General features: G+C 37.5%; 17 protein-coding genes and 1 pseudogene. 5 read left to right on the top strand and 13 right to left on the bottom strand.

Going from position 1 to position 21,611, the window contains the following annotated elements:
- Positions 1-16: 16 nt before the first annotated feature.
- On the top strand, positions 17-1,357 hold the full coding sequence (locus WH188_RS06785; RefSeq protein WP_339423582.1) for a DUF389 domain-containing protein: 1,341 nt from the start codon (positions 17-19) through the stop codon (positions 1,355-1,357).
- A gap of 172 nt (positions 1,358-1,529) precedes the next feature.
- On the opposite strand, the gene WH188_RS06780 is transcribed toward WH188_RS06785, so the two are convergent.
- Positions 1,530-1,871: a winged helix-turn-helix transcriptional regulator gene (locus WH188_RS06780; RefSeq protein ID WP_339423581.1), complete on the bottom strand. Its 342-nt coding sequence runs from the start codon at positions 1,869-1,871 to the stop codon at positions 1,530-1,532.
- 92 nt (positions 1,872-1,963) lie between these two features.
- Here WH188_RS06780 and WH188_RS06775 point away from each other — a divergent pair, with 92 nt between their 5' ends.
- The 3 genes from WH188_RS06775 (at position 1,964) to WH188_RS06765 (ending at position 3,909) form a co-directional block, all read left to right on the top strand.
- Positions 1,964-2,602 carry a peroxiredoxin-like family protein gene (locus WH188_RS06775; protein ID WP_339423580.1) on the top strand — a complete coding sequence of 213 codons (639 nt, stop codon included), beginning with the start codon at positions 1,964-1,966 and terminating at the stop codon, positions 2,600-2,602.
- Positions 2,599-3,402, top strand: coding sequence for a DNA alkylation repair protein (locus WH188_RS06770; RefSeq protein WP_339423579.1), 804 nt, complete (start codon positions 2,599-2,601; stop codon positions 3,400-3,402). The genes WH188_RS06775 and WH188_RS06770 overlap by 4 nt, the downstream gene beginning before the upstream one ends.
- Before the next feature lie 114 nt (positions 3,403-3,516).
- The gene (locus tag WH188_RS06765; protein WP_339423577.1) at positions 3,517-3,909 is read left to right on the top strand and encodes a DUF1801 domain-containing protein; all 393 of its coding nucleotides are present in this window, start codon (positions 3,517-3,519) and stop codon (positions 3,907-3,909) included.
- Between the two features lie 142 nt (positions 3,910-4,051).
- Here WH188_RS06765 and WH188_RS06760 read toward each other — a convergent pair whose 3' ends face one another.
- The 11 genes from WH188_RS06760 to WH188_RS06710 all read right to left on the bottom strand — a co-directional run bounded on the left by WH188_RS06760 (position 4,052) and on the right by WH188_RS06710 (position 20,695).
- The gene (locus WH188_RS06760) at positions 4,052-4,651 is read right to left on the bottom strand and encodes an HdeD family acid-resistance protein (RefSeq protein ID WP_339423576.1); all 600 of its coding nucleotides are present in this window, start codon (positions 4,649-4,651) and stop codon (positions 4,052-4,054) included.
- Between the two features lie 389 nt (positions 4,652-5,040).
- A complete protein-coding gene (locus tag WH188_RS06755) occupies positions 5,041-6,327 on the bottom strand; it encodes a sensor histidine kinase (RefSeq protein ID WP_339423574.1) in 1,287 nt (428 codons plus the stop codon).
- Positions 6,328-6,878: 551 nt separating this feature from the next.
- The gene (locus WH188_RS06750) at positions 6,879-7,670 is read right to left on the bottom strand and encodes a 3-keto-disaccharide hydrolase (protein ID WP_339423573.1); all 792 of its coding nucleotides are present in this window, start codon (positions 7,668-7,670) and stop codon (positions 6,879-6,881) included.
- A 27-nt stretch (positions 7,671-7,697) separates the two neighbouring features.
- A complete protein-coding gene (locus WH188_RS06745) occupies positions 7,698-8,855 on the bottom strand; it encodes a Gfo/Idh/MocA family protein (protein ID WP_339423572.1) in 1,158 nt (385 codons plus the stop codon).
- A 21-nt stretch (positions 8,856-8,876) separates the two neighbouring features.
- The gene (locus WH188_RS06740; protein WP_339423571.1) at positions 8,877-9,914 is read right to left on the bottom strand and encodes a TIM barrel protein; all 1,038 of its coding nucleotides are present in this window, start codon (positions 9,912-9,914) and stop codon (positions 8,877-8,879) included.
- A gap of 25 nt (positions 9,915-9,939) precedes the next feature.
- Complete coding sequence (locus WH188_RS06735; RefSeq protein ID WP_339423570.1) at positions 9,940-11,151, bottom strand: hypothetical protein; 1,212 nt, start codon at positions 11,149-11,151, stop codon at positions 9,940-9,942.
- A 23-nt stretch (positions 11,152-11,174) separates the two neighbouring features.
- Positions 11,175-12,239 carry an aldose 1-epimerase family protein gene (locus WH188_RS06730; protein WP_311732312.1) on the bottom strand — a complete coding sequence of 355 codons (1,065 nt, stop codon included), beginning with the start codon at positions 12,237-12,239 and terminating at the stop codon, positions 11,175-11,177.
- 2 nt (positions 12,240-12,241) lie between these two features.
- The gene (locus tag WH188_RS06725) at positions 12,242-14,923 is read right to left on the bottom strand and encodes a c-type cytochrome (RefSeq protein WP_339423568.1); all 2,682 of its coding nucleotides are present in this window, start codon (positions 14,921-14,923) and stop codon (positions 12,242-12,244) included.
- A 43-nt stretch (positions 14,924-14,966) separates the two neighbouring features.
- Positions 14,967-16,448, bottom strand: a complete 1,482-nt coding sequence (locus WH188_RS06720) for a RagB/SusD family nutrient uptake outer membrane protein (protein ID WP_339423566.1) — start codon at positions 16,446-16,448, stop codon at positions 14,967-14,969.
- Between the two features lie 10 nt (positions 16,449-16,458).
- A complete protein-coding gene (locus WH188_RS06715; RefSeq protein ID WP_339423565.1) occupies positions 16,459-19,725 on the bottom strand; it encodes a SusC/RagA family TonB-linked outer membrane protein in 3,267 nt (1,088 codons plus the stop codon).
- A 562-nt stretch (positions 19,726-20,287) separates the two neighbouring features.
- On the bottom strand, positions 20,288-20,695 hold the full coding sequence (locus WH188_RS06710; RefSeq protein ID WP_132770913.1) for an alpha/beta hydrolase: 408 nt from the start codon (positions 20,693-20,695) through the stop codon (positions 20,288-20,290).
- 498 nt (positions 20,696-21,193) lie between these two features.
- Between WH188_RS06710 and WH188_RS26290 the strand changes: the two genes are divergently transcribed.
- Positions 21,194-21,382: a DUF6266 family protein gene (locus WH188_RS26290; RefSeq protein ID WP_430981266.1), complete on the top strand. Its 189-nt coding sequence runs from the start codon at positions 21,194-21,196 to the stop codon at positions 21,380-21,382.
- On the opposite strand, the pseudogene WH188_RS26285 reads toward WH188_RS26290, so the two are convergent.
- Positions 21,379-21,536, bottom strand: a pseudogene (locus WH188_RS26285) (IS982 family transposase); the annotation flags it as partial. The gene WH188_RS26290 and the pseudogene WH188_RS26285 overlap by 4 nt on opposite strands.
- Between the last annotated feature and the right edge of the window lie 75 nt (positions 21,537-21,611).

Here is a 21,611-nt window from a genome sequence, read left to right as displayed (position 1 = left end):
ATTAAATAGACAAAATATGGCAAGCTCCAAATTCATCCGATTTTTTAATTTACATACTGGCGAAGACAAAAAGGAAAATGTTTTAGAAAATGTTGTGAATAACATTTCCTTTCGAGGAGCCAATCTCTGGATTTTAGCCTGTGCTATTGTCATTGCCTCAGTAGGTTTAAACGTTAATTCTACTGCAGTAATTATTGGAGCCATGCTTATTTCACCTTTAATGAGTCCAATAGTAGGTGCAGGATTCGCGTTAGGAGTTTACGACTTTCCATTATTAAAAAAATCATTAAAAAACCTCCTCATTGCTACATTTGTAAGTTTACTGGTTTCTTTTTTATATTTTACCCTAAGCCCCTTTAAAGATGCACAATCCGAACTCTTAGCACGCACCTCGCCCAATATATACGATGTATTGATTGCATTCTTTGGTGGACTTGTTGGCGTTATTGCTATCACCCGTGTCGAAAAAGGAAATCCCATCCCTGGAGTTGCAATAGCAACGGCACTAATGCCACCTTTATGTACTGCAGGCTACGGTTTAGCAATTGGTAATCTATCTTATTTTGCAGGAGCACTATATCTTTATATGATTAACTGCTTCTTCATTTGCCTTTCAACATTCATTATTGTTAAATACCTCAACTATCCAAAAGTAAACTTTGTAGATGCAAACCGTGAGAAGAAAATAACACGTGTCATTTCGCTCATCATTCTGGTTCTTATTATTCCCAGTGTATATTTTGCTTACACATTATTAGAACAAAAACAGTACTCTCAGAAAATTAATAAATTTGTTCAAACCACTTTTACAGACAAAGGATACACAGTCGTTTTCGAAAGAACTAACTATAATACCAATCCTAAAAAATTAGAATTAGCATTCCTAATCAAAAAATTCAGCAAAGAAGAGGTAGATGGAATAAAGAGAGAAATGGAAGATTTTGGAATTAAAAATACAGAATTAATTATTCGTCAAGATAATAACGATCTCAAAGCAGATATACTAAATGAAATTAATAAAAAACAACAAAATCTTTCAGAAAAAGATCTAAGGATAAAACAATTAAATGCCGAATTGAACAAATACCAAATCAATACGCCAAATTTACAAGAGAATATCAAAATCTTATTTCCTCAGATAAGCAGCTACAGCATAGGTGTACAGAATACGATAATCACTACGGATAGCGTAATCAACACCATCTCTTTAATTTATATGGCAGATAAAAAATTAAGTGAAGAAGAATCTGTAAAGCTCCAGAATTGGATGAAAATTCAATTTCCCGAAAGACAAGTATCTGTTATTGAAAAACAAAATGATGATTTCGCACTACGGCGGAAGGAATCTCCGAAATAAATTTTCAATTTCCCCACACGGGGAAATCATTTCGTCCCCTATCGAGAGCAGTTCCCCGTTTGGAAGTTTCATTTCCTCTTTTGGAATATTGATTTATCAATGTGGCAAAATCAAGGAGAGTGTAGTACTTTCGCTGACAGAACTCATCACTAATATACCTATAACTCATTGTTTACACCCCAACTTTTTCTTGCAGCAACAACTCCCCCCAGGCATTCAATTTCCACAGTACCTCCACCAGTTTTTCACCCAGAGGTGTAAGCGTATATTCAACACGAGGAGGTAATTCATTAAAGCTCTTTTTACTTAAAACCCCATCTTCTTCAAGCTCCTTCAGTTGCTGGTTTAATACACGTCGATCCACTTTCACTATCCCTCTCAACATTTCACTAGGACGTTTTTCTCCTTCATTGATGCGCCAGATAATCGGAATTTTCCATTTTCCACTGATGGCATTCACAGCAAATTCCAATGGACATATTTTTTCTGTTATAGCCTGTTCCTTTGATTTCATAAAATTGACTTTTTTACCCCATAGGGATAATAATATGCGGTATTGCTATTCTGAATTTACTTTTAAATATTTGCAAAAACAAATCATATCGCATGACAAACTTAGCAAAGAAAATAGATGAAATTAATAAAAACTTAGCCGCACAGTTGTCGGCTGACATTATCGAAGTTTTTAGTCAATCAATTCAAGAATTAAAGAGCAGTAAAATTGAAGAAAATAGCACACAGGTCGGTAATAAATTCCCCAATTTCAGCCTAAAGAATACCAGTAATCAAATCATCCACTTAAATGAATTACTAAAAAAAGGCAAAGTAATTGTAGCTTTTTTTCGTGGTAGCTGGTGTCCCTATTGCAATGTAGAATTAAAGGCATTACAGGACCATATAGAATTTTTTAAAGAAAAAAACATTTCGTTAGTTGCTATAGCTCCACAATCGGAAAGTTATAACAAAGAATTAGAAGTGAACCACATGCTCCATTATGATATTTTGACGGATCAGGATAATACACTAGCCAAACAACTCGGCATTTCATTTGAGCTACCAAACTACGCCGTCACCACCTATGAAAAGTTAGGGATTAAACTGTCAAAATATAATAAAAATGATCATAACGAATTGCCAATACCAGCAGTATACATCATTGATACAAATTATAACATAACCTATCAATTTGTTGATAGCAATTATATGAACAGAGTAAATATTCAAGACCTTATCGACCAATTATGATCGAAGTAAAAAGAAAAGGAGCAAGATCAACTAAAGATCTATCTCCAGCTATTTTAAAGCAATTAAATTGTGGAGAAGTCGAAACAGCAAATCTGGTTGAGTGGTTAGCAATTGATCAACGATCTTTACTGATACACATATTAAAGCAACATAAACGCATAGCATATCTAAAACCAGTTTTAGTAGCTATTGATCAGCTAAAAACACAAACAGTCAAAACGATCAATGAAGCTATCGGAACAGCGCTCTTTGAGCAGTCATTCAAAAATGGAGATCAGCAATTTCTAAAAATATTATCCCAACATCAGGCCGATATGGCTCGCTGTTGGGCAACATACACAATTGGCAGAAATCATGAATTGAGCATTGAGCAGACGCTAGAACAGATTAAGCCATTTGCTGCAGACACACATTTCGGAGTGAGAGAGATCAGCTGGATGGCGGTAAGACATAAAATTAAAGACAATTTATTTTCCAGCATCAGCATCCTTTCCAACTGGACTTCGCATGAAAACAAAAATGTAAGAAGATTTAGCAGCGAGGCTACAAGACCACGCGGTGTATGGTGTCAGCATATTGATCTACTCAAAAACAAACCTGAGCTAGCATTAGAAATTTTGGAACCACTTAGATCCGATCCAGATCGTTATGTACAGGACAGTGTTGGCAACTGGCTCAACGATGCCAGTAAGACAAAAGCAGATTTCGTGCGCTCACTTTGTGAGCGCTGGGAAAAAGAAAGTGGTACAAAAGAAACAAAATATATCATCAAAAAAGCATTAAGAACAATTAGATCATAAATAACCAAATACTATTTTTCTTGTCATTTGCAAAGTAGAAACCAGTGAAAATTATTGTAAATTCAGTCCGAAAGACCAAGAATTATCAAACACATATAATTATTTATATAAAATATGGATCCCTATATTAGAATCTACAATAGTCAACTGAATCAAGAAGACCAAGCCATATGTGATATGCTAGCTGAGGAAATTTCCCAACATTTACCAGATGCTGAAAATAAAATATGGCATGCACATCCCGTATGGTTTATAGAAAAAAATCCCATTGTAGGATACAGCAGACAAAAAGCTGGAATAAGACTGATGTTTTGGAGTGGTTCAGATTTTGAAGAAGAAAAATTAAAGTTTATCGGTGCTAAATTTAAAGATGCATCGATTTACTATAATTCCATTTCTCAAATCGATAAAAACGATTTAAAACGCTGGTTAGAGAAATCAATGAAAATACAGTGGGATTACAAGAATATTATAAAACGGAAAGGAATATTGATCCGATTGAAGTAAAGCCATAATTTCAAAAGCCCACAAATAAAAATATGAGCAAAAACATTTTCATCAACACCTTAATACGACCAAAACCCTTATATACAAAACTATTAACTTAAAACAAAAAGCGCAATATAATTTGCGCTTTTTGTTTTAAATATTAATTTATTTCGGTATGACGATCACCTCCATTATCCAGATCTTCATTGATCATTTTTAGTCTTCGACCAATAAGACTTAGTACCACATGCATGACCCCTACCGTTATTAATCCTATTCCCATCCAAATACCAATGGTAATACCTGCTATTAATGGATTCCAAAGCAACAAGAATGAAAACAAAAGTCCTAAGATACCGGTAAACAGAATCCAGCCCCAATTACCTATTCCAACACGCTTGATCTCAAAAGCATTGGCAATTGTTGTAATGGACCTAAATAATAACCAGGCTCCAATAAATACCGATAACATCAATGCTGTCAATCCCGTATTGGCAATAAGCAATACACCAATAAACAAATTCAGCATACCACCAACCAAATGCCAACCCCAATTATCACTGTTCTTACGGTTCGATAATGCATAAAACAATTCAAATACGCCACTGATCAAAATTCCAACACTTAAAAATATACTCAAAGCCAGAAAAGAGCTAAAAGGTGCAGCTGCTGCATAAATACCTACTATAATATACAATATGCCAGCAATTAAAGGTAAATACCAGAATTTTAAAACCTTTTGAACAATACTTTTCTCCATAATTCGTGTGTTTTTAAATGTTAAATATAAATTGGTAGATCATTACTTGTAGATCTACACTGACTATTTACATTAGATTTAGTTATTTTGTTTTAATGATTAAAAAAACTTTTTTAAAAAAAAGTTCAAATACTAAAAATTTTATTTTCACATCTCAAACGTATAAATACTCAATTAACCTTAAAAACCTTTTTTCCATATTGAAGATTTTCATATAACTAGATTCCTTAAGTAATAAATTTATACATTTTTTCTCACAAGAGAGAAAAAATGCATGTAAATAAACCCCAGTTATTCAAAATAATGGAAAATGAAATTACCGCTTGAAGTGTTTTTATATGTCAATAAGTCTCTATTTAATATATTAATACCCCATTACAAAAGGACTACTAACTATTTTTAGGTAATGAAACGGCAAATACTGAACCTTTATTCAACTTACTTTCTACCCGAATAGTTCCTTCATTCAATCGGGTAAATTCAGCACAAAGAATTAACCCGAGACCAAACCCCCTTTCTCCTATCGTCCCCTTTGTAGATAACTGAGAGGAGGTAAACAACATATTTATTCGGCGGTCATCCATTCCCATTCCCTCATCTTTAATAAAAATATCAATCATGTTGCCTTTAACATCTGCAAATACCTTTACACGTCCGCAAACCTCACTAAATTTGATCGCATTGCTCAATAAGTTTCTTAAGATAACAGCCGTTTGATCATAATCAGCAAAAAGACTCATGGACTCAGGTATATTTATATCAACCGTAAGTTGTTTTTGTCGTACAAGGAAATCAAAAAAATGAAATAATTCCAGCACTAAAGGCCGAAGTAAAAAAGTAACTTTTATAGTTTGAATTCCCTGCATCCCCCGCACACTCCATCGTAATAAATTGTCCATAACCGAGCCCAACTGGGAGACTTGATCTTTCAAAAGACCGATAGTTTCGATTCTTTCATTATGCGTCAGCAAATCCTCATGAAACATCTGCAGTAAATTTTCAAGTGTTACCATAGGACTGCGAATATCATGTGCCAAAATTGAAAACATCTTTTCTTTATCCTTATTTAAAGAAAATAAGGCTTGACGCTGTTTTTCAATTTCTTGCTGATAGGTACCCTGGATACTTTTAAAGAAACTCACCACACCGACTATCAATAGAATCCCTACAATCATATTAGCATAAGCCTGTTCTGGAGGAACGGGAGATCCCAGTAAAGGTGGTTGAGGAAATAAAATCACGGCCCCACATGCTATAAAAATTAAAAAACATAAAGAAAACCTGATCCATTTGTTATCAATCATCAAGCTGGTCGTGATCAGCAATGCCACCAGAAAGTATTCGCCACCGTTATGAAAATACAATCCAGCCACAGTATAGATAATTAATCTTGAGATCACCATTACTAGTCGTGCACTCAGATACTTTCGATACTTATTTAATATAAGCACTGTTGTCGCATCGCAAACATTCAATAAATTTAGAAAAGAAAGAAAATAACGTTCATTACCGAAATTAACAATAGCATAACTAAGCATACAGCACATTCCTATCCAATTTAAGATATTGATCAGCTTAGTATACTGAGATTCAACATAAGACATTTCAGGGTCAACCCCTACATTACTAAGCCGATATAGGATATTCTTTACATATACAGATAACGTATTGGCCATTAATTTTTGATGGTTAATTTGGATATTAAATCTAGTACAATTTTCTATTTAGGTACTTTCCTGCTTTATTAAAATAGATATGAAATACTCCCCCATTACAAGAGAACTTCATTATCCGAATTCATTCAAATAGAACATCTACTAAACTAATGAAATACTTTCCGGGTATGATCTCTTCATTTGAATGGAGAAAGTAAACGAGATTCAGAATTTACGAAACAAAACTAGTAAAATTTATAAGGTCTTTCCAACTTTTTATAACTGAACTAAAATTCGACAAAAACACTTCGTATTAAGAGATAAAGAGAGCTAGTCCTATTTCAATGGCCTATGAGAGGAACCTAAAAAATGAGAAACACAAATAAACAAAAAGCACAACGTGAAGTTGCGCTTTTTGTTCTTAAACCTAATTTCAAATCCATTGGCAATTAAGGTAAATTAACCAAAAGATTGTTATGCATAAAATCTATTTAAATATGCGGCATATAACACAGATCATAATGACCATATAATCATTTTTAAAAAAAAATATTTAAAATGATTATGTTAAGTTAGTCCAGTATTTTAATTTTCATATCCTTATATTCGATTTTCATCGGTGGTCCCACATGGACCTGCACACCGATCAATCCACTCTGCTTCCGATGTTGCTTATCATTATCCACGACCTCCGAAATCAACTTTCCATTGATATAGTGAGATAACTTATTACCTTTTGCAACAATTTCAATTTCGTTCCAGTCGCCAACTTTAACCGCATCAGCAAGTTGCGTTGCCGTCGCCAAAGTGTCTCGCACGATCAAGGTACTCCAGGCATTACCTTTCGAAGCGCCAGATTCACCTGCAGTTGGATTCGGTATCTCTGTCTGTTGCCCGCGATAAGCTAAAGTAGTACGATTACGTTCTTCATAATTTTGGCCGGTATAGAGATGCCGACCATCAATATCAGCCTGATATCCTTTCAGAGCATACGGTAAGTTCCCAAAACGTTCACTCCGATAATTAATACCACTGTTACCATCTGCGGAGATCCTAAATCCGGACTTCAATACAAAATCACCCGGTTCTCCACCTTTCCAAATTAAAAAAGTATTATTCTTTAAAGGTTCTGCATCAGCTTTAATTTCACCAATCAATATACCACTCTCCATACGCCAATAGCTACTATCTCCCTCCCATCCTTTCAATGTATTAGAATCAAGCATTGCGACAAACCCTTCTTGTACTGAACTATCAAGAACGGCATGCTGCCCCTGATCATGTTTCGTATTTCCGGCATTGCAGGCCAGCATCAAAAGCGAAGCTGTAGCAGTCAGATATCCATATTTTATCATCTTGTTCATTGTTATGAGCTAAAAGTTAATTTAACATTAATTGTTCCAATCTACATCAGTGTCCGCCCAACATTTGTTTTTAGCAGACAATAAAACGGCTTCACACACCTTTTGGGTCCCATAGGCATCTCGAAAAGTAGGATGACATTCTTCACCAGTTTCTACACTTTTTAGAAAATCTGCTACTTGATGAACAAATGAGTGTTCATAACCGATGGATAATCCCGGTACCCACCATTTATCCATATAAGGTTGATCACCATCGGTCACATGAATCGAGCGCCAGCCTTTAACGATTGACTCGTCTGCATTATTAAAATATTCCAATTTATTAAGATCATGCAGATCCCAACGTAATGAACCTTTCTCTCCATTAATTTCAAATGTAAAAAGTGCTTTATGCCCTCGGGCATAGCGCGTAGATTCAAATAACCCCAAGGAACCATTAACAAAATGACAATGAAATATGCAAGCATCATCAATTTTGACATCTTCCATTTTCCCAGTCTCCTCACGTAAACGTTGCTTCACAAAAATTTCTGTCATTGCAGAAACATCTTTAATACCACCATTTAGCCACATAGCTAAATCAATACAATGTGCCAATAGATCTCCTGTTACACCAGAACCTGCAGCTTCGGCGTCCATACGCCAAAAAGCTCGACCTCCTTGTGGTAAATTTTCATTTATAGTCCAATCCTGCAAGAAATTCGTTCGATAATGAAAAATCTTACCCAACTTGCCACTTTCCACCAGTTTTTTAGCCAACGTAACAGCCGGCAATCTGCGATAATTGTACCATACCGTATTCTTAACTTGACTTCTTTCCACCGCCTGGACCATCTGATCTCCTTCCTCCAGATTTCTAGACAAAGGTTTTTCACATAAAACCATTTTTCCTGCCGCCGCCGCCGCAACAGCAATTTCCATATGCATATTATTCGGAGTACAAATATCAACAGCATCAATATCATCACGACTGATTAATTTTTTCCAATCCGTTTCATAAGATTCATATCCCCATTGCGTGGCAAAAGCGATGACTTTATCCTCACTTCTAGAACATACCGCCTTCAAAATAGGCTTATAAGCTAAATCAGGGAAAAAATCCCCAACCCGTTTGTACCCATTAGAATGAGTTCTTCCCATAAATCCACAACCGATTAATCCAATTCTTAATTCTTTTTTCTTCATAATAAATAATCTATAAGCTATTTATACCGACCATCCATGTGCGTTTCGCACTTTAATCATTGTTTCCAGGATTGAATTCCAGGTCTCTTGCTGATGCATCACTTCATTTGGAAACATACAGCCATCCCAGCAGATATGGTCGAAAACTTTGTTAGGGTTACCATTCTCATCGCGCAACCAGTATCCGGCATCCTTCACAATATCCAGCTTACCATTCGGATCGGTTGGCAAGCAATGCCTTCCAGTTTTATCATGCGAACCAGAGCCAAACACAGTTCCATCATTCTGAGCAACATGAAAATCTATCGTCCATGGACGAAGCTTATCTGTTAAAAATTGAAAGCCACGCTCCAGCTCTACGCTATCTCCCCATTGAAAATCACTTTTCAGAATCCGGTCCTCAGGTTCATTATACCCCAATAGATACAAGAAAGTGTGAGACATATCTGCCTGAAACCCCATATTATCCCTATCCACCATCTCCAAGGTTTCCAGCATCGTTCTCCAACTTTGCATGCCACCCCAGCAGATTTCTCCTTCCGCAGCAAGTCGCTCTCCATATCCAGCTGCCACGTCACATGCACGTCTAAATGTTTCTGCAATTTTTTTTGTATTTTCAGTCGGATTTTTAGCCCATTCAGCTACACTGGTAGCCGAATCAATACGGATAACATTATTAGTTCGAATACCTAGTTTTCTTAGTTTGTATCCAAACTCACTAGCCTTTTGTACAACATCAACAAAGCGATCTCGATCTACTTGACTACCCATTGCAGAACCACCATCAGGTGGCCAGATTGGTGCAATCAAAGTACCGATTTCTAAATCATAACCACCCACTTTGTCCACAACAAAATTGACATTGTCATCTGTAGGATCTAATTTTACATGTGCATTGAAAAGACCTAGATCAATGCCATCAAACTTGACACCATCGACGTTAGCATGAGCTGTTTTCTCTAAAAGCTCATCTAAAGAAATAATTGGTTCATGATCACCTTTACCCACAATACCCGGCCAGGTCGCATTATGCAATTTTGGAAAATTATTTTTGCTCATATCTACGTTTTTTTAACTTCAATAATTAAGGTTCAACAATCAAATCCGGATTATCTGGTCCAAAGTGTTTCAACATCACGATCGGATCTGTCTTCGAATCATTTGTAATAATGACACCTTTCATCGCCGCCATTTCTGAAACAAAGTATTCGTCGTATGTCAACTGCCCATAACGGATCAGAGCCGGTGTTTCCAAAGTCCAATCATTCAACTTCCCGTGACCCTGCATCATAATTAATCCATAAGCCGCACTATCGGAGATCGTAACAGTTTGACCCGGAAAAACGGTCAATTCTTTTGCACTAAAAGCTGTAGATTTATAGCATATCCATTTTTCACTGTAGCCAGCATGCTCCATTTCAGCTTGAGATTTCACCGGTTTAGGAAACATAAATCGGTTCTGCATCATATTGGGATCCACATTCAGATCCCAATCAATAATATCCATTAATGCATTATAATCACCATGTTTATCATCAGGCACTCCCTTCCACAACAATTCTTCTGGAATGATCGCTTCATTGACCAAGGACTGATACATCGCAAAAACATCGGAAGCTTTTTGCGGTTCATAGGTACACATACTACCTGGAGCATGTAATAATCCAGGAGGAACATCCCAGCCTGTTCCCGGTTCTAAACGGTAGGCCTGTGAATAATTCGTTATCTTATTATCCCCTTTACTAAAATTTTCTAAGCATTCTTTGATCTGTGCTTTTGAAGTTCCTGGAGCTATACCCATAAAAGTATAAGGAAAGTCGCCACCATGATTATTCAGCTGTGGAGGAAAATAGTAAGCTTCCGGCTTTCCCGCTTGCTCAATCAAAGCCGCTTTTTCATCATTATGGTGAATATGATGTGGCAATGGTCCCATGTTATCAAAAAATTTGGAATACATTGGCCAGCTTTGATAATCAGACCAGATACGATTTCCGATCAATCTTTCTTTGAGATGGGAAACACAATCCGATAACAAAAGTTGTTTAATCTCTCCTTCATGTTCATATACCACGAAACTAAGACCTTCAAATTCGCCCGTCAAAGGACCATTTTTCGCAGGAGTAGTAGAAGACAACCACCGCTCATCGATACCACCACGTTCACCACCCAGCACATAATAATCGTCTGGATGAAGTTTTATCCTTCTTCCGGGTACACAAAATGATCTAGGCACCCAGTTTGGCGCCAATCTAAATATCCCTTTACCTTGTTCAAAAGCTTTTTCTATATTTTCCATTCCTTCGTATTTATGTTTATAATCTACATTTTATCCTTAAAAACCTGAATTCCTTCAAGTGTATCTAATATTCCCAAAGAAAGTTGATATACTTTTTTTTCCTTAGGTTTAAGAAAAATCAGTTCTTTTCGTTCACGCATCACCTTTTGCCCCAACGGTGGATTTGTACCGGGCTCTAATCCTGTCACATATTCTCCCGGACCCCAGTGTTGCCAATTGGTCAACCAAGGAAGTTGTTCCTTTTTAAAAGTTAGCGCAACCGCAAAATCCAATTTTTCATTAAATAGACCACAAGAGCTATTTCCGCTTTGATCGCTTTCCGGAGCTATAAATACAGCTTCTTCTCCTGCCCCCCGATGATCTTCACGAGGTTCTTGACAGGTTTTAAAATCAAGACCTGCTTTAAATATTTTATTAGACTCACCAGATTCCCGAGGTTGCCATTTTCCATTCCACAGTAATTCAGTACCAGCATCCACAAGAGGCCAACCAAAGTTAAAGTGATAAAGCAGCATATGTGGCACATCCATATTACCAACATTTTGGACCACATCTTCAATATATATTGTAGGATCCCCTAAGTAACATCGAATCGTACGTGTCAACTCAATATAATGTCCAAGAGGATGTCCCTGTAATATCTTTCCAGAGATCGACATTTCAAGATCTCCACTTAACAAATCGGGTTGTTTTATATAAATTATTTCCGCTGGGATATTACTAATTTGATCATGCAACCCTCTACTTCCAAAAGCATCCACTTCAGGACCACCAACATGTGTAAGTCCACAAGTAACCAACAATCCTCCTCCAAAAGTGCTTAACCAATCTGCACCTTTATCTGACAAAGGCTGTGGTCTTGCTACCCCAAGCCTACTAATCCAGCTCAAGTTAAATTGGTTGAAATAAGCATCCGCAATATCCATGGCTCGATCTATAACAACTTTAAAACGTAATCCTGTACCTGTATTTATCCAGGCAATACGGGTTCCACGTCCCCGTCCATTATCCAAAACCGAAGTCTCGATACCACCGACCTGTGCCACATGCGACACTTTTTCCAACCAATCTTTCTTTGAAAAATCCACTTTTATTTATTTTTCTTTTTATAAACGTCATTATTCTCATTCCCACCCGACATGAGGTAGGCCATTAAATCACGCAGTTCCTCTGGATTCAAGACATTTAATGTTCCAGGAGGCATAATGGAAACTTCGGAAACTTTGATATCCTGAACATCTTTTTTTGCAATTTCCTTAGTTAACTGCGGTGCATAAGGATTTTGTGAAATAATATAAGTCTTCTCTCCTTCGCCCATCAGTCGTCCCATTTGCTTAGTGCCATCTTTCAGATGAAAAACTTTAGATTCATATTGATCAGAAATCACTTTGCTTGGTTCAATCATCGCTTCCAACATATCCTTAGGAGAGAAACGTGTTCCCAGTTGAGTAAGATCAGGTCCAACCGAACCACCCGAACCTTTCATAGTATGGCAAGAAGCACAGCGCAAGGCTACAAAAAGTTCACCCCCTCGTTTGAAATCACGTATCGCAGTATGACCATTAATATATTTGAGAGCTGTATCGATCTTCCAATCTCTTCCGGGACCCTTGGCATTCTGAACTTTTTCTGCTAGGCTGTTACCCGATTGATTAACCAATGAATCACCAGAAATCTTACTGTAATAGGCCAATTTGTCCTTATTTACATGACTCAGTGCAATTTTTCGGGCTTTATCAATAAATCCGATGTAGCTATTGCCTCCTTTGTAACCAAAACCTTTATAGAACCACTTGAAATATTCATCATGCAATTCTGGGGTCCAACCCGTATGTGCAGAACTCAACATCGTTGCTAAAAATATCTGTTGCGCAGGAGGAATATTGGCCAACATGTCAGCGATATCCAGACCATACTGTGGATTACGCAAAATAAGATTGGAAGAACTCATAAAACTGGTATTGGTCGAATCATCCTTTGCTGAGTATAGTAATGGTACAGTCTTAGGTACAACACTCGCATCGCCAATAGCTACCAATACTTTTCCCAGTTCACGATTGACAAGGTTTATCTTCGAAGGATATAAACCCGCTAATCGCTCCGAAAGTAGAATACGTTGCGATTCAACAGGTGTCCCCATTCGAGCTATACTGACCTCATAAACACGCAAGAGATTTAAAAGCATCTGTTGCGGAAGCTTCCTAATGTCAATAGTTGCCAGCTTATTAAACATTTCTGCTTGTAAAGATTGATCTCCATTTCTGGCCAGAGCCAACATCGCTTCGGTGAGACGGAGTACATTTTTTTCCTGAAAAACAAGATGCTTCCATGTATCCACGGGTTGATGCTCCACTGCAATGCGTGCTGCATAACGAATAAAACGATCTGGATCACCAAGGTATTTCCACACTTTCTCAGCAGTGCCTGGTGCAGATGGTTTATGAAATTGTTCAATCTCGCGACGCAAGGCAATCCCCTTAGGAATTTCATTTTTCGTTTTCTTAGGCTCAATATCAGCATGTCCCTTATAATACACGCGATAAAGATCAGACTCCAACTTTCTCCCCCCTGTCAAAAAGTATAAAGCACCATCAGGCCCAATCTCTCCAGATGTCAATGCAAGTGGAGATCCCGATATAAATTCTTCCGCTTTTGCCTCATAAGTCGCTCCTTTTGGTGTTAACTGAACAGAATAGATAATACCAAAACTCCAGTCAAATGCCAGAAGACTATTTCTATACTTATCCGGAAATTTCGCTTTGCTTGCATAGAGAAGATTCGTTGGCGAGCCCTGTCCGATATTCAGCGTACCCGGTAGGTTATCGGGGTAACTGGGATCCCATTTGGCATTACCAGTCCTCCATCCGTACTCAGCACCACTTGTTACATGACAGATCCTTGTTGGGCGATACCAAGGCATCCCAAAATCCCATTCCATATCCGAATCGTAGGTAAACATTTCGCCATCATCATTAAAAGTAATATCAAACGGATTTCGATACCCACCACTAATCATCTCCCAGTGTTTACCCTCAGGATCGGTTTTAGCAATCCAGCCACCCGGTTCTTTACGATCGGTGGCATGACCCTGTGGATCTACGATATGAGGTAACAAATTATCGTGATGCCAGTTTGAAGGTAAACGATAGGCATCCATCTTGGGCAAATCAGTATGATTACCCGCAATTAAATATATAGCAGAATCTGGCCCAAGTACAACACTATGCGGCCCATGCTCACCTTCACCATTTAAGACCAATAATTGTGTTATCTTATCCAATTTATCATCCTGATTTGTATCCTGTAATCGGTACAAGCCACTACCTTTCGAAAACTGCTCATCAGGATTATGGTTTACGACGACATAAAGACTATTGTGCGCCCACAACAAACCTTGAGCAAATCCAATTCCTACTTTCGTTGAACTGGTATCAGCGGGATTATCTAATGGAAAATCCAACTTTTCAATCTTAGGCTTCATCGTAGTATCCGATCCTATCGGTGGCAGTTCGATACGGAACAATGCTCCATACTGATCCGAGGTAATCATCCTCCCTTTATCATCAAAGGTCATCGCAACCCACGATCCCTGTTTATTATCCGACGGACTGTAGATATGATCTACTGCAAAACCCTCAGGTAAAACAATTTTTTTAGTCTTCGGATTCTCATCCTTAGCACCTTCATCTTTAATCTGTTCATGACATGCCCCTGCTAAAGTGAGCAGGAAAATGGCAAACAACACGAGTTGCATGTTATTAATTTTTCTCATTGTTATTCGTTAAGCTGATATATTGTTTGATTTAAATCATGGATTAATATCCCGTGTTTTGCGAAATCCCATTGGTTAGCACTTCACGCTGTGGAATAGGAAATAATAACTTAAAGGGTTGCACATTATAGGAAGCCGAACTTAAACGAGAAAGACGTTTTTTCTCTGCCGCTCCGTGAGCATTTAAGACTTCCTCTGCCTTTCCCGTACGCAACAACTGGTACCATCTATGGCTCTCAAAAGCAACTTCAACACGCTGTTCAGTGGCGATAGCATTTCGCAAGCCTTCCTTAGTCAAACCTGATAAAGGTTCCAGTCCTGCCCGCTTACGTACCAAGTTTAAGTTTAGATAAGGATTTCCGACTCCGGACTCATTTTGCGCCTCTGCCAACATCAATAAGACATACCCATATCGGTATACTGGCCAGTTCTCATTGGACCGTCCATCTTCAATATAAGGTGCATGATAAAATTTCTTGATGAAGGGCATTTTTCCACCAAAAGCGATTGCCTCTTGATAGGACGCATTTGAAGGATCATCGAACAAGGCTATTGATTTATCCTTCCGCAAATCCCCCGCTTCATATAGGTTATATATACTTGACGTTGGAATATTAGATCCACCAAGATTTCCAGAATACCCCACTAACTTCAACTTGCCATTTCGGGGTCCGAACATATAAATAAAATTACTATTCTCACCTTCAACAGATTGATCATATTGCACTTCAAAGACAGACTCCTCATTATTTTTATTATTCGGGTTGAAACAGTTGGCATAATCAGGCAATAAAGCATAGCCCAATTGCGTAACCTCCTGAAAAGTAGAAGCTGCTTCAGCAAATTGCTTTCTTGTTAAGTATACCTCACCCAACAGCGTCAAAGCAGCCCCTTTAGTAATCCGTCCGGCATTATTCTTATCATAGCTATTTGGTAGATTTGCAACTGCATCCTTAGCATGTTGTATAATTACACCGTATACTTCTTCGACCGATGCCTTACCTTTGGTAAAAGCATCCGTTGGATTCGCAACTTCCTTCGTGTGTAATGGAATTTCTCCGAATAAGCGTACCAAATGAAAGTAGGTGAAAGCCTGTAAAAACTTCACTTCACCTATATATCGCTTTTTCAAACCTTCGTCGGCAAAAGAAACCTGATCAATTCGGCTAAGGATAACATTAGACTCTTGTATAACACTGTATAATGTTGCCCATACAGTATTGATATAATTATTTGAAGAGGTTATCAAAAATTCATCTATCTCTTCCCGTTGCTGCGCCCCTCTATCGGTTTCATCATATTGATAGTTGGTGTTATCGGCAACCATTTCGGTCATCGCCCAAAAATCACTGGTGTACAAACCTTGTAAGCGGCCATAGACCCCGTTCACAGCGCGAAGGACTTGTCCTTCATTTTCATAATAATTATCACCGCTGGAAAATGTATATGGTTTAACATCTAATAGGTGATTACATGAGGAGAAGCTTAGTAGTCCCAAACTCAATAAAATATATTTTATATTCATAACAGTAGACTTAAAAATTGAAATTTAATCCGAGTGTATAGATTCTTGGAACTGGATAAGCAGAGTAGTCAAGTCCTTGCACCAATGGACTAATATCACCTCTATTTATGTTGGTTCCTTCTGGATTACCATCATAACCCGTGATCAAGAAAGGATTTTGAATATTTCCATAGACTCGAATGTCCTTGATAACTCCCTTTATACTTTTAGGAAATGTATAACCGAAATTGATATTACGGATCCATACATAATCCGTTTTCTCTATAAACAAGGAGTGCGTATCGCGATACATAACACGACCCCTGCCTGTACCATTTGTAGTCGGGACTAATCCACTACCGGGATTCGCTTCCGATCTCCAACGATCCGCAATCTCTTTACGCACATTAAAAACTCCATCAATATTATCCGTGTAAAACCGGGTGGCATGCAACATCTCTTGTCCCATTGATCCGACCATCAGCACACGCAGGTCGAAATTTTTAAAAGAAAATGTATTGGTCATGCCCCATGTAAAATCCGGATATGGGTTGCCTATGACGTCAAAATCATCATTCGGTGTTATTTCACCATCACCATTAACATCGCGCATCCGCAGATTTCCTGGAATAGCCCCTGGAAATGCAGCGTATTTCTCCAGGTCAGCTTGATTTTGATAAATTCCATCAACCACATAGCCGATGATCATACCAACAGGCTGTCCGATTCGGGTAACATTAGTAAAGTTTCCTTCCGAACTTGCCCCAGAGAAAATCGGATCAGTGCTTCTTCCTAAAGCAATCACTTTATTCCTATTGAAAGAAATGTTGAAATCGGTATTCCATTTAAAGTTATCATTGGTAATATTGACGGAACTCACGGAAAATTCAAAACCGGTATTTTCAACATCACCTCGGTTTTCTGTTACAGATGAAAAACCAGAAGACTGGGGAATCGGCGTATTTAACAATAAGTCTAAAGTATTACGCTTGTAGTAGTTTGCTGCAATTATCAGACGGTTATTTAAAGTCGCAAAATCTAAACCTATATTTAACTCCTTCATCTTTTCCCAACCTAAGAAACTATTACCTAAGCTGTTCATAATACGACCCGGTGCCAAACTACCACCAAAGACATAATTACCCGTTCCAATACTACTTAATGGCGCATAATTAGAAATATTGAAATTACCACTTCTACCGTATGATGCTCTAAGTTTCAATTCATCAACCCAAGTCGCATCTTTTAAGAATTTTTCTTCTGACAGCCGCCAGCCCAGTGCGACAGATGGAAACGAGCCCCATCGATTATCTTTACCAAATCTCGACGAACCATCCGAACGGAAAGATGCGGTCAGGATGTATCTATCTTTAAAAGTGTAATTTACACGGGCCAAGTAAGAGATTAATGCCCAATCTTCAATGCCCGTACCACCTGTGATCCTAGCCGCTGCATTTAAGGTCTGAATATCGTCATCCGGGAATTGCGACCCATTGAACCCTGCTGACTTATCTTTTTGGGACTGAATGGAGTAACCCGCCAGCGCACTTATTGCATGACCATTATCCGAACTGTAATCATAGGTTAATGTATTCTCATTTGCCCAATTGATATATTGACCACGTGTATAATTTCCACTGGGAATCGACGGTCCTGGAGCATTTTGATTTGCTAGAGTTGAAGGTCGAAAGTATTCACCACTTTCATCCTGATAATCAACATTAAAAGTTGTCTTAAATTTTAGTTTAGGAAGAATGCTATACTCCGCATAGGCACTCATCAACATTTTCATTTTGCTGCTTTTATCAACACGTTCATTCAAGAACATAACTGGATTAGGATTTCCAAAAGTACCCGGTGAAACGATATATGGATTGTAAGTACCATCTGCATTATAAATGGTAGAAACGGGTGTGGAAATTTCGAAAAATTCATCCCTACCCTGCCCACTAACACCTCCTTTGAGGTAAGATAATGTAGGTGCAATATTCATCCCCAATTTTAATTTATTAGAGATATTGGCATCTACATTACCCCGGACGGAAAACCTTTCAAAACCAGTGTTTAACATCACCCCCGATTGATTCAGGTAACCTGCCGAAACAAAAGAGCGTATCTGTTCATTCCCTCCACTAAAACTCACATTAAAATCAGACATTGGTGCAATTCGGGTAACTGCATCATACCAATCTACACCAGCTCCTAAAGTTTCAGGATGACGATATTCTTCCGGAATATCATTTAATGTAGGTTCCCTACCTTCCTCATATCGAACTTTATCTTCTATAGCCTCTTTACGAAACTGAGCAAATTCCATAGCATTCATCATATTGGGACGACCTTTTTTTGGTACTTCCTGAATACCTGAACTCGCCGCAACATTGATCTTCAATTTTCCAACTGTACCCTTTTTCGTATTGATCAAGATAACACCATTAGAACCTCTCGATCCATAAATGGCTGTTGCAGATGCATCTTTTAATACGGTCATAGATTCAATATCACTCGGATTTATCGCCGTCAAAGGATTTGAGCGTTCGCTTGAAGAAGACGGAACCGGAAATCCATCAATAACATATAATGGCGATCCTCCTGCTCCGATAGCACCAATTCCACGTATACGAATCCTAGGACCACCTCCTGGTGTTCCATTGGAGGTACTTACCTGCACACCTGAAATTTGGCCAGTTAAGGCTTGATCAGGACTAGCAATAGCTTGCCCCCGAACATTACTCATCGATACCGATGCGATAGATCCAGTAACATCCTTTTTCTGTTGACTACCATATCCCACGACCACCACTTCATCTATATCTTGTGACATACTGATCAGTGTAATGTGCTGCTCACCTGCTTTTGTAATCACAATTTCTTGGCTAGAATAACCTATATTCCGAAAAGACAAACTTTGGCCTTTCTTTAAAGTCATAACATAGCGACCATCCTCAGCAGTAGATGTGGCAACATCTGTACCTTTGACCTGTATAGTAACACCCGGGATAGGAAGTCCTTTTGCATCACGTACGATACCGCTAACAGTGATTTGCTCTTGGATATTGCTATGAGTAAAAAGCTTTCCATGATTTTCCTCAAAATCAAAGACACGACCCGAAGAACTCACCACTGAAGCTTGAATATGAGACAGTTGAATAGAAAATATTCCAGACAATAATAATGATGCTTTCAAAAGACTAGAACGTCCTAGTAGCGGATTTGAAAATTTTTCAGTCTGCGTTCTACATAAATTTTGGACTGTAAAATTCTTAGTTATTTTTTTGTTAAATTGATCATATTGCATAACTTTGCAAGGTTTGATGGTTTTAAGATTAAGAGTTTAGACGCTCTCTATTAATTTAAAATAAGGCCTTAAATGCATACCGATGGTGCTAGAACACTATCGGTTTTTTATTCAAGCTCGTTCTTAGTACGATTGTTCTCCCATACCTAAACCTCCTTTTTTATTAAAGTTTTTCATTCTATATTCTATTAAAGATATTAGGACCTAGGATAAAAGGCACCTATAAGTTGTTTATAATCAAAAGTATAAGGGTTGCTTTTTTTAGCTACCTCAAATATAAAAATCCGATATAGCTTAAGCATCCTGCACTATCCTGACTGACAATAAAAAATTAAAAGCAATTTGTTAAAAAGGGCTAATCAACGAAAGTAGAAGCATGTTTTTATAGAGAATCACCCATTTTCATTTCACAACAGGTAGATTGATGACATACTAAATATGGTTCTTTTAATGTCACAAATAGCCACATAAGATTTCTGTAGGGCTACATTAATCTTTTTGATAGATTCCATATTGTTACTTTAAGCTTATGGGGAGAAAAGATGGATAATCTTTCGAATAGTTACTTGAGCAGTCTCTTTATCCACGTCAAATATGTTTCATTTTTGGTAAAATCATTATGTCCTTCGCCAGGAAGGGTGATAAACCGATCTGTTGGTTTTATAAATCTTGATAATTTCTTTGAGGAACCATAATATACAGCATCATCAGCATCTCCGTGTATCAGAACTAACTGGTAGGTTATTTTCTTCAAATAACTATAAATTTCCAACTTAAATGAGTTATTTACAATTTTAAGAGCTGGTACCAACTGATGTATCCAATCCGCTATTGAATAATAAGGGGCTTGTAAAATTACCATTTTCGGCTGGTTGTGAGCACTAAGGAATGATGCCGCTCCAGACCCAATGGATTGCCCTATTACCACTATTCTGTTTTCACTATATTTGGCTTTTAAAGTGTCATACATCAATTATACATCGTCGTATAATTGTTCCTGATTGGTCACTGTTCCCCCACTCTTACCATAACCCCGATAGTCCAGCAAGCAGAAATCATAACCTATTTTGGTATTTACACAAACGTAGGTCCTCTCTTTAATTTTTAGGTGCAGCAAACGAAGATCAGATGATTAACAAATTATACTTTTTAACATTACTTGTTCAGTGTTTGTTCAGTGCTTGCTCAGTGATTACTCAGTGTAGACTGTATCAATATTGACTGATTACTGTCTAAAAATTGATTAAAAATTGCTACTAGCTAAAATTTGGTATTAGGATGTTCCCGTTTTAATTTTTATCTTGATTATCTGTAAACTAATCAGGTAATTATGGCAATCATCAAAAATGGCGTTAAGGGGACTGTTTCCGGGAAAGCAGGTTCTGTTGTGGTTGTCTTAAAGAAAACAGGAAATTATTTGCGTTCTCTTCGTCGCGTTAAAAAATGAGCACCTACACCTGAGTAACTACTGAGTAGAACACGCTTCAAAATTGTTAGGTCGCATATTAGTATGTTAAATCCCATTATCAATATTGGTTATAAGGCATACAGCTATCCTAAGCGGGCATATGATGTGGCGATGTCTTATAATTTGAACGAAACACTTAATACTTTTACTTGGCATAGAAATTTAGTAATAACCCGTTGTGCATTTTAAATAATACTGATTTTTAAATTATTGATATTTCTGATGAATATATTTTTGCCTATGTATTAAATGATGTTATAGCTATAATCTTGGTCAAGATTCTGGTTTTAAATCCATCGAAAGATTTAGCATAATTAAGCCTTATCATGAACTGATCACACATTTAATGAAGGTAAGCGTAATTGGATAGCAATGTTATAACAATATGCTAACTTAGCTATATGAAAAAGATAACTTT

Origin of the sequence: Sphingobacterium sp. MYb388, assembly GCF_037479535.1 — a bacterium.
GTDB lineage: Bacteria > Bacteroidota > Bacteroidia > Sphingobacteriales > Sphingobacteriaceae > Sphingobacterium > Sphingobacterium anhuiense.
This window is presented reverse-complemented; position numbering and strand designations above follow the sequence as displayed.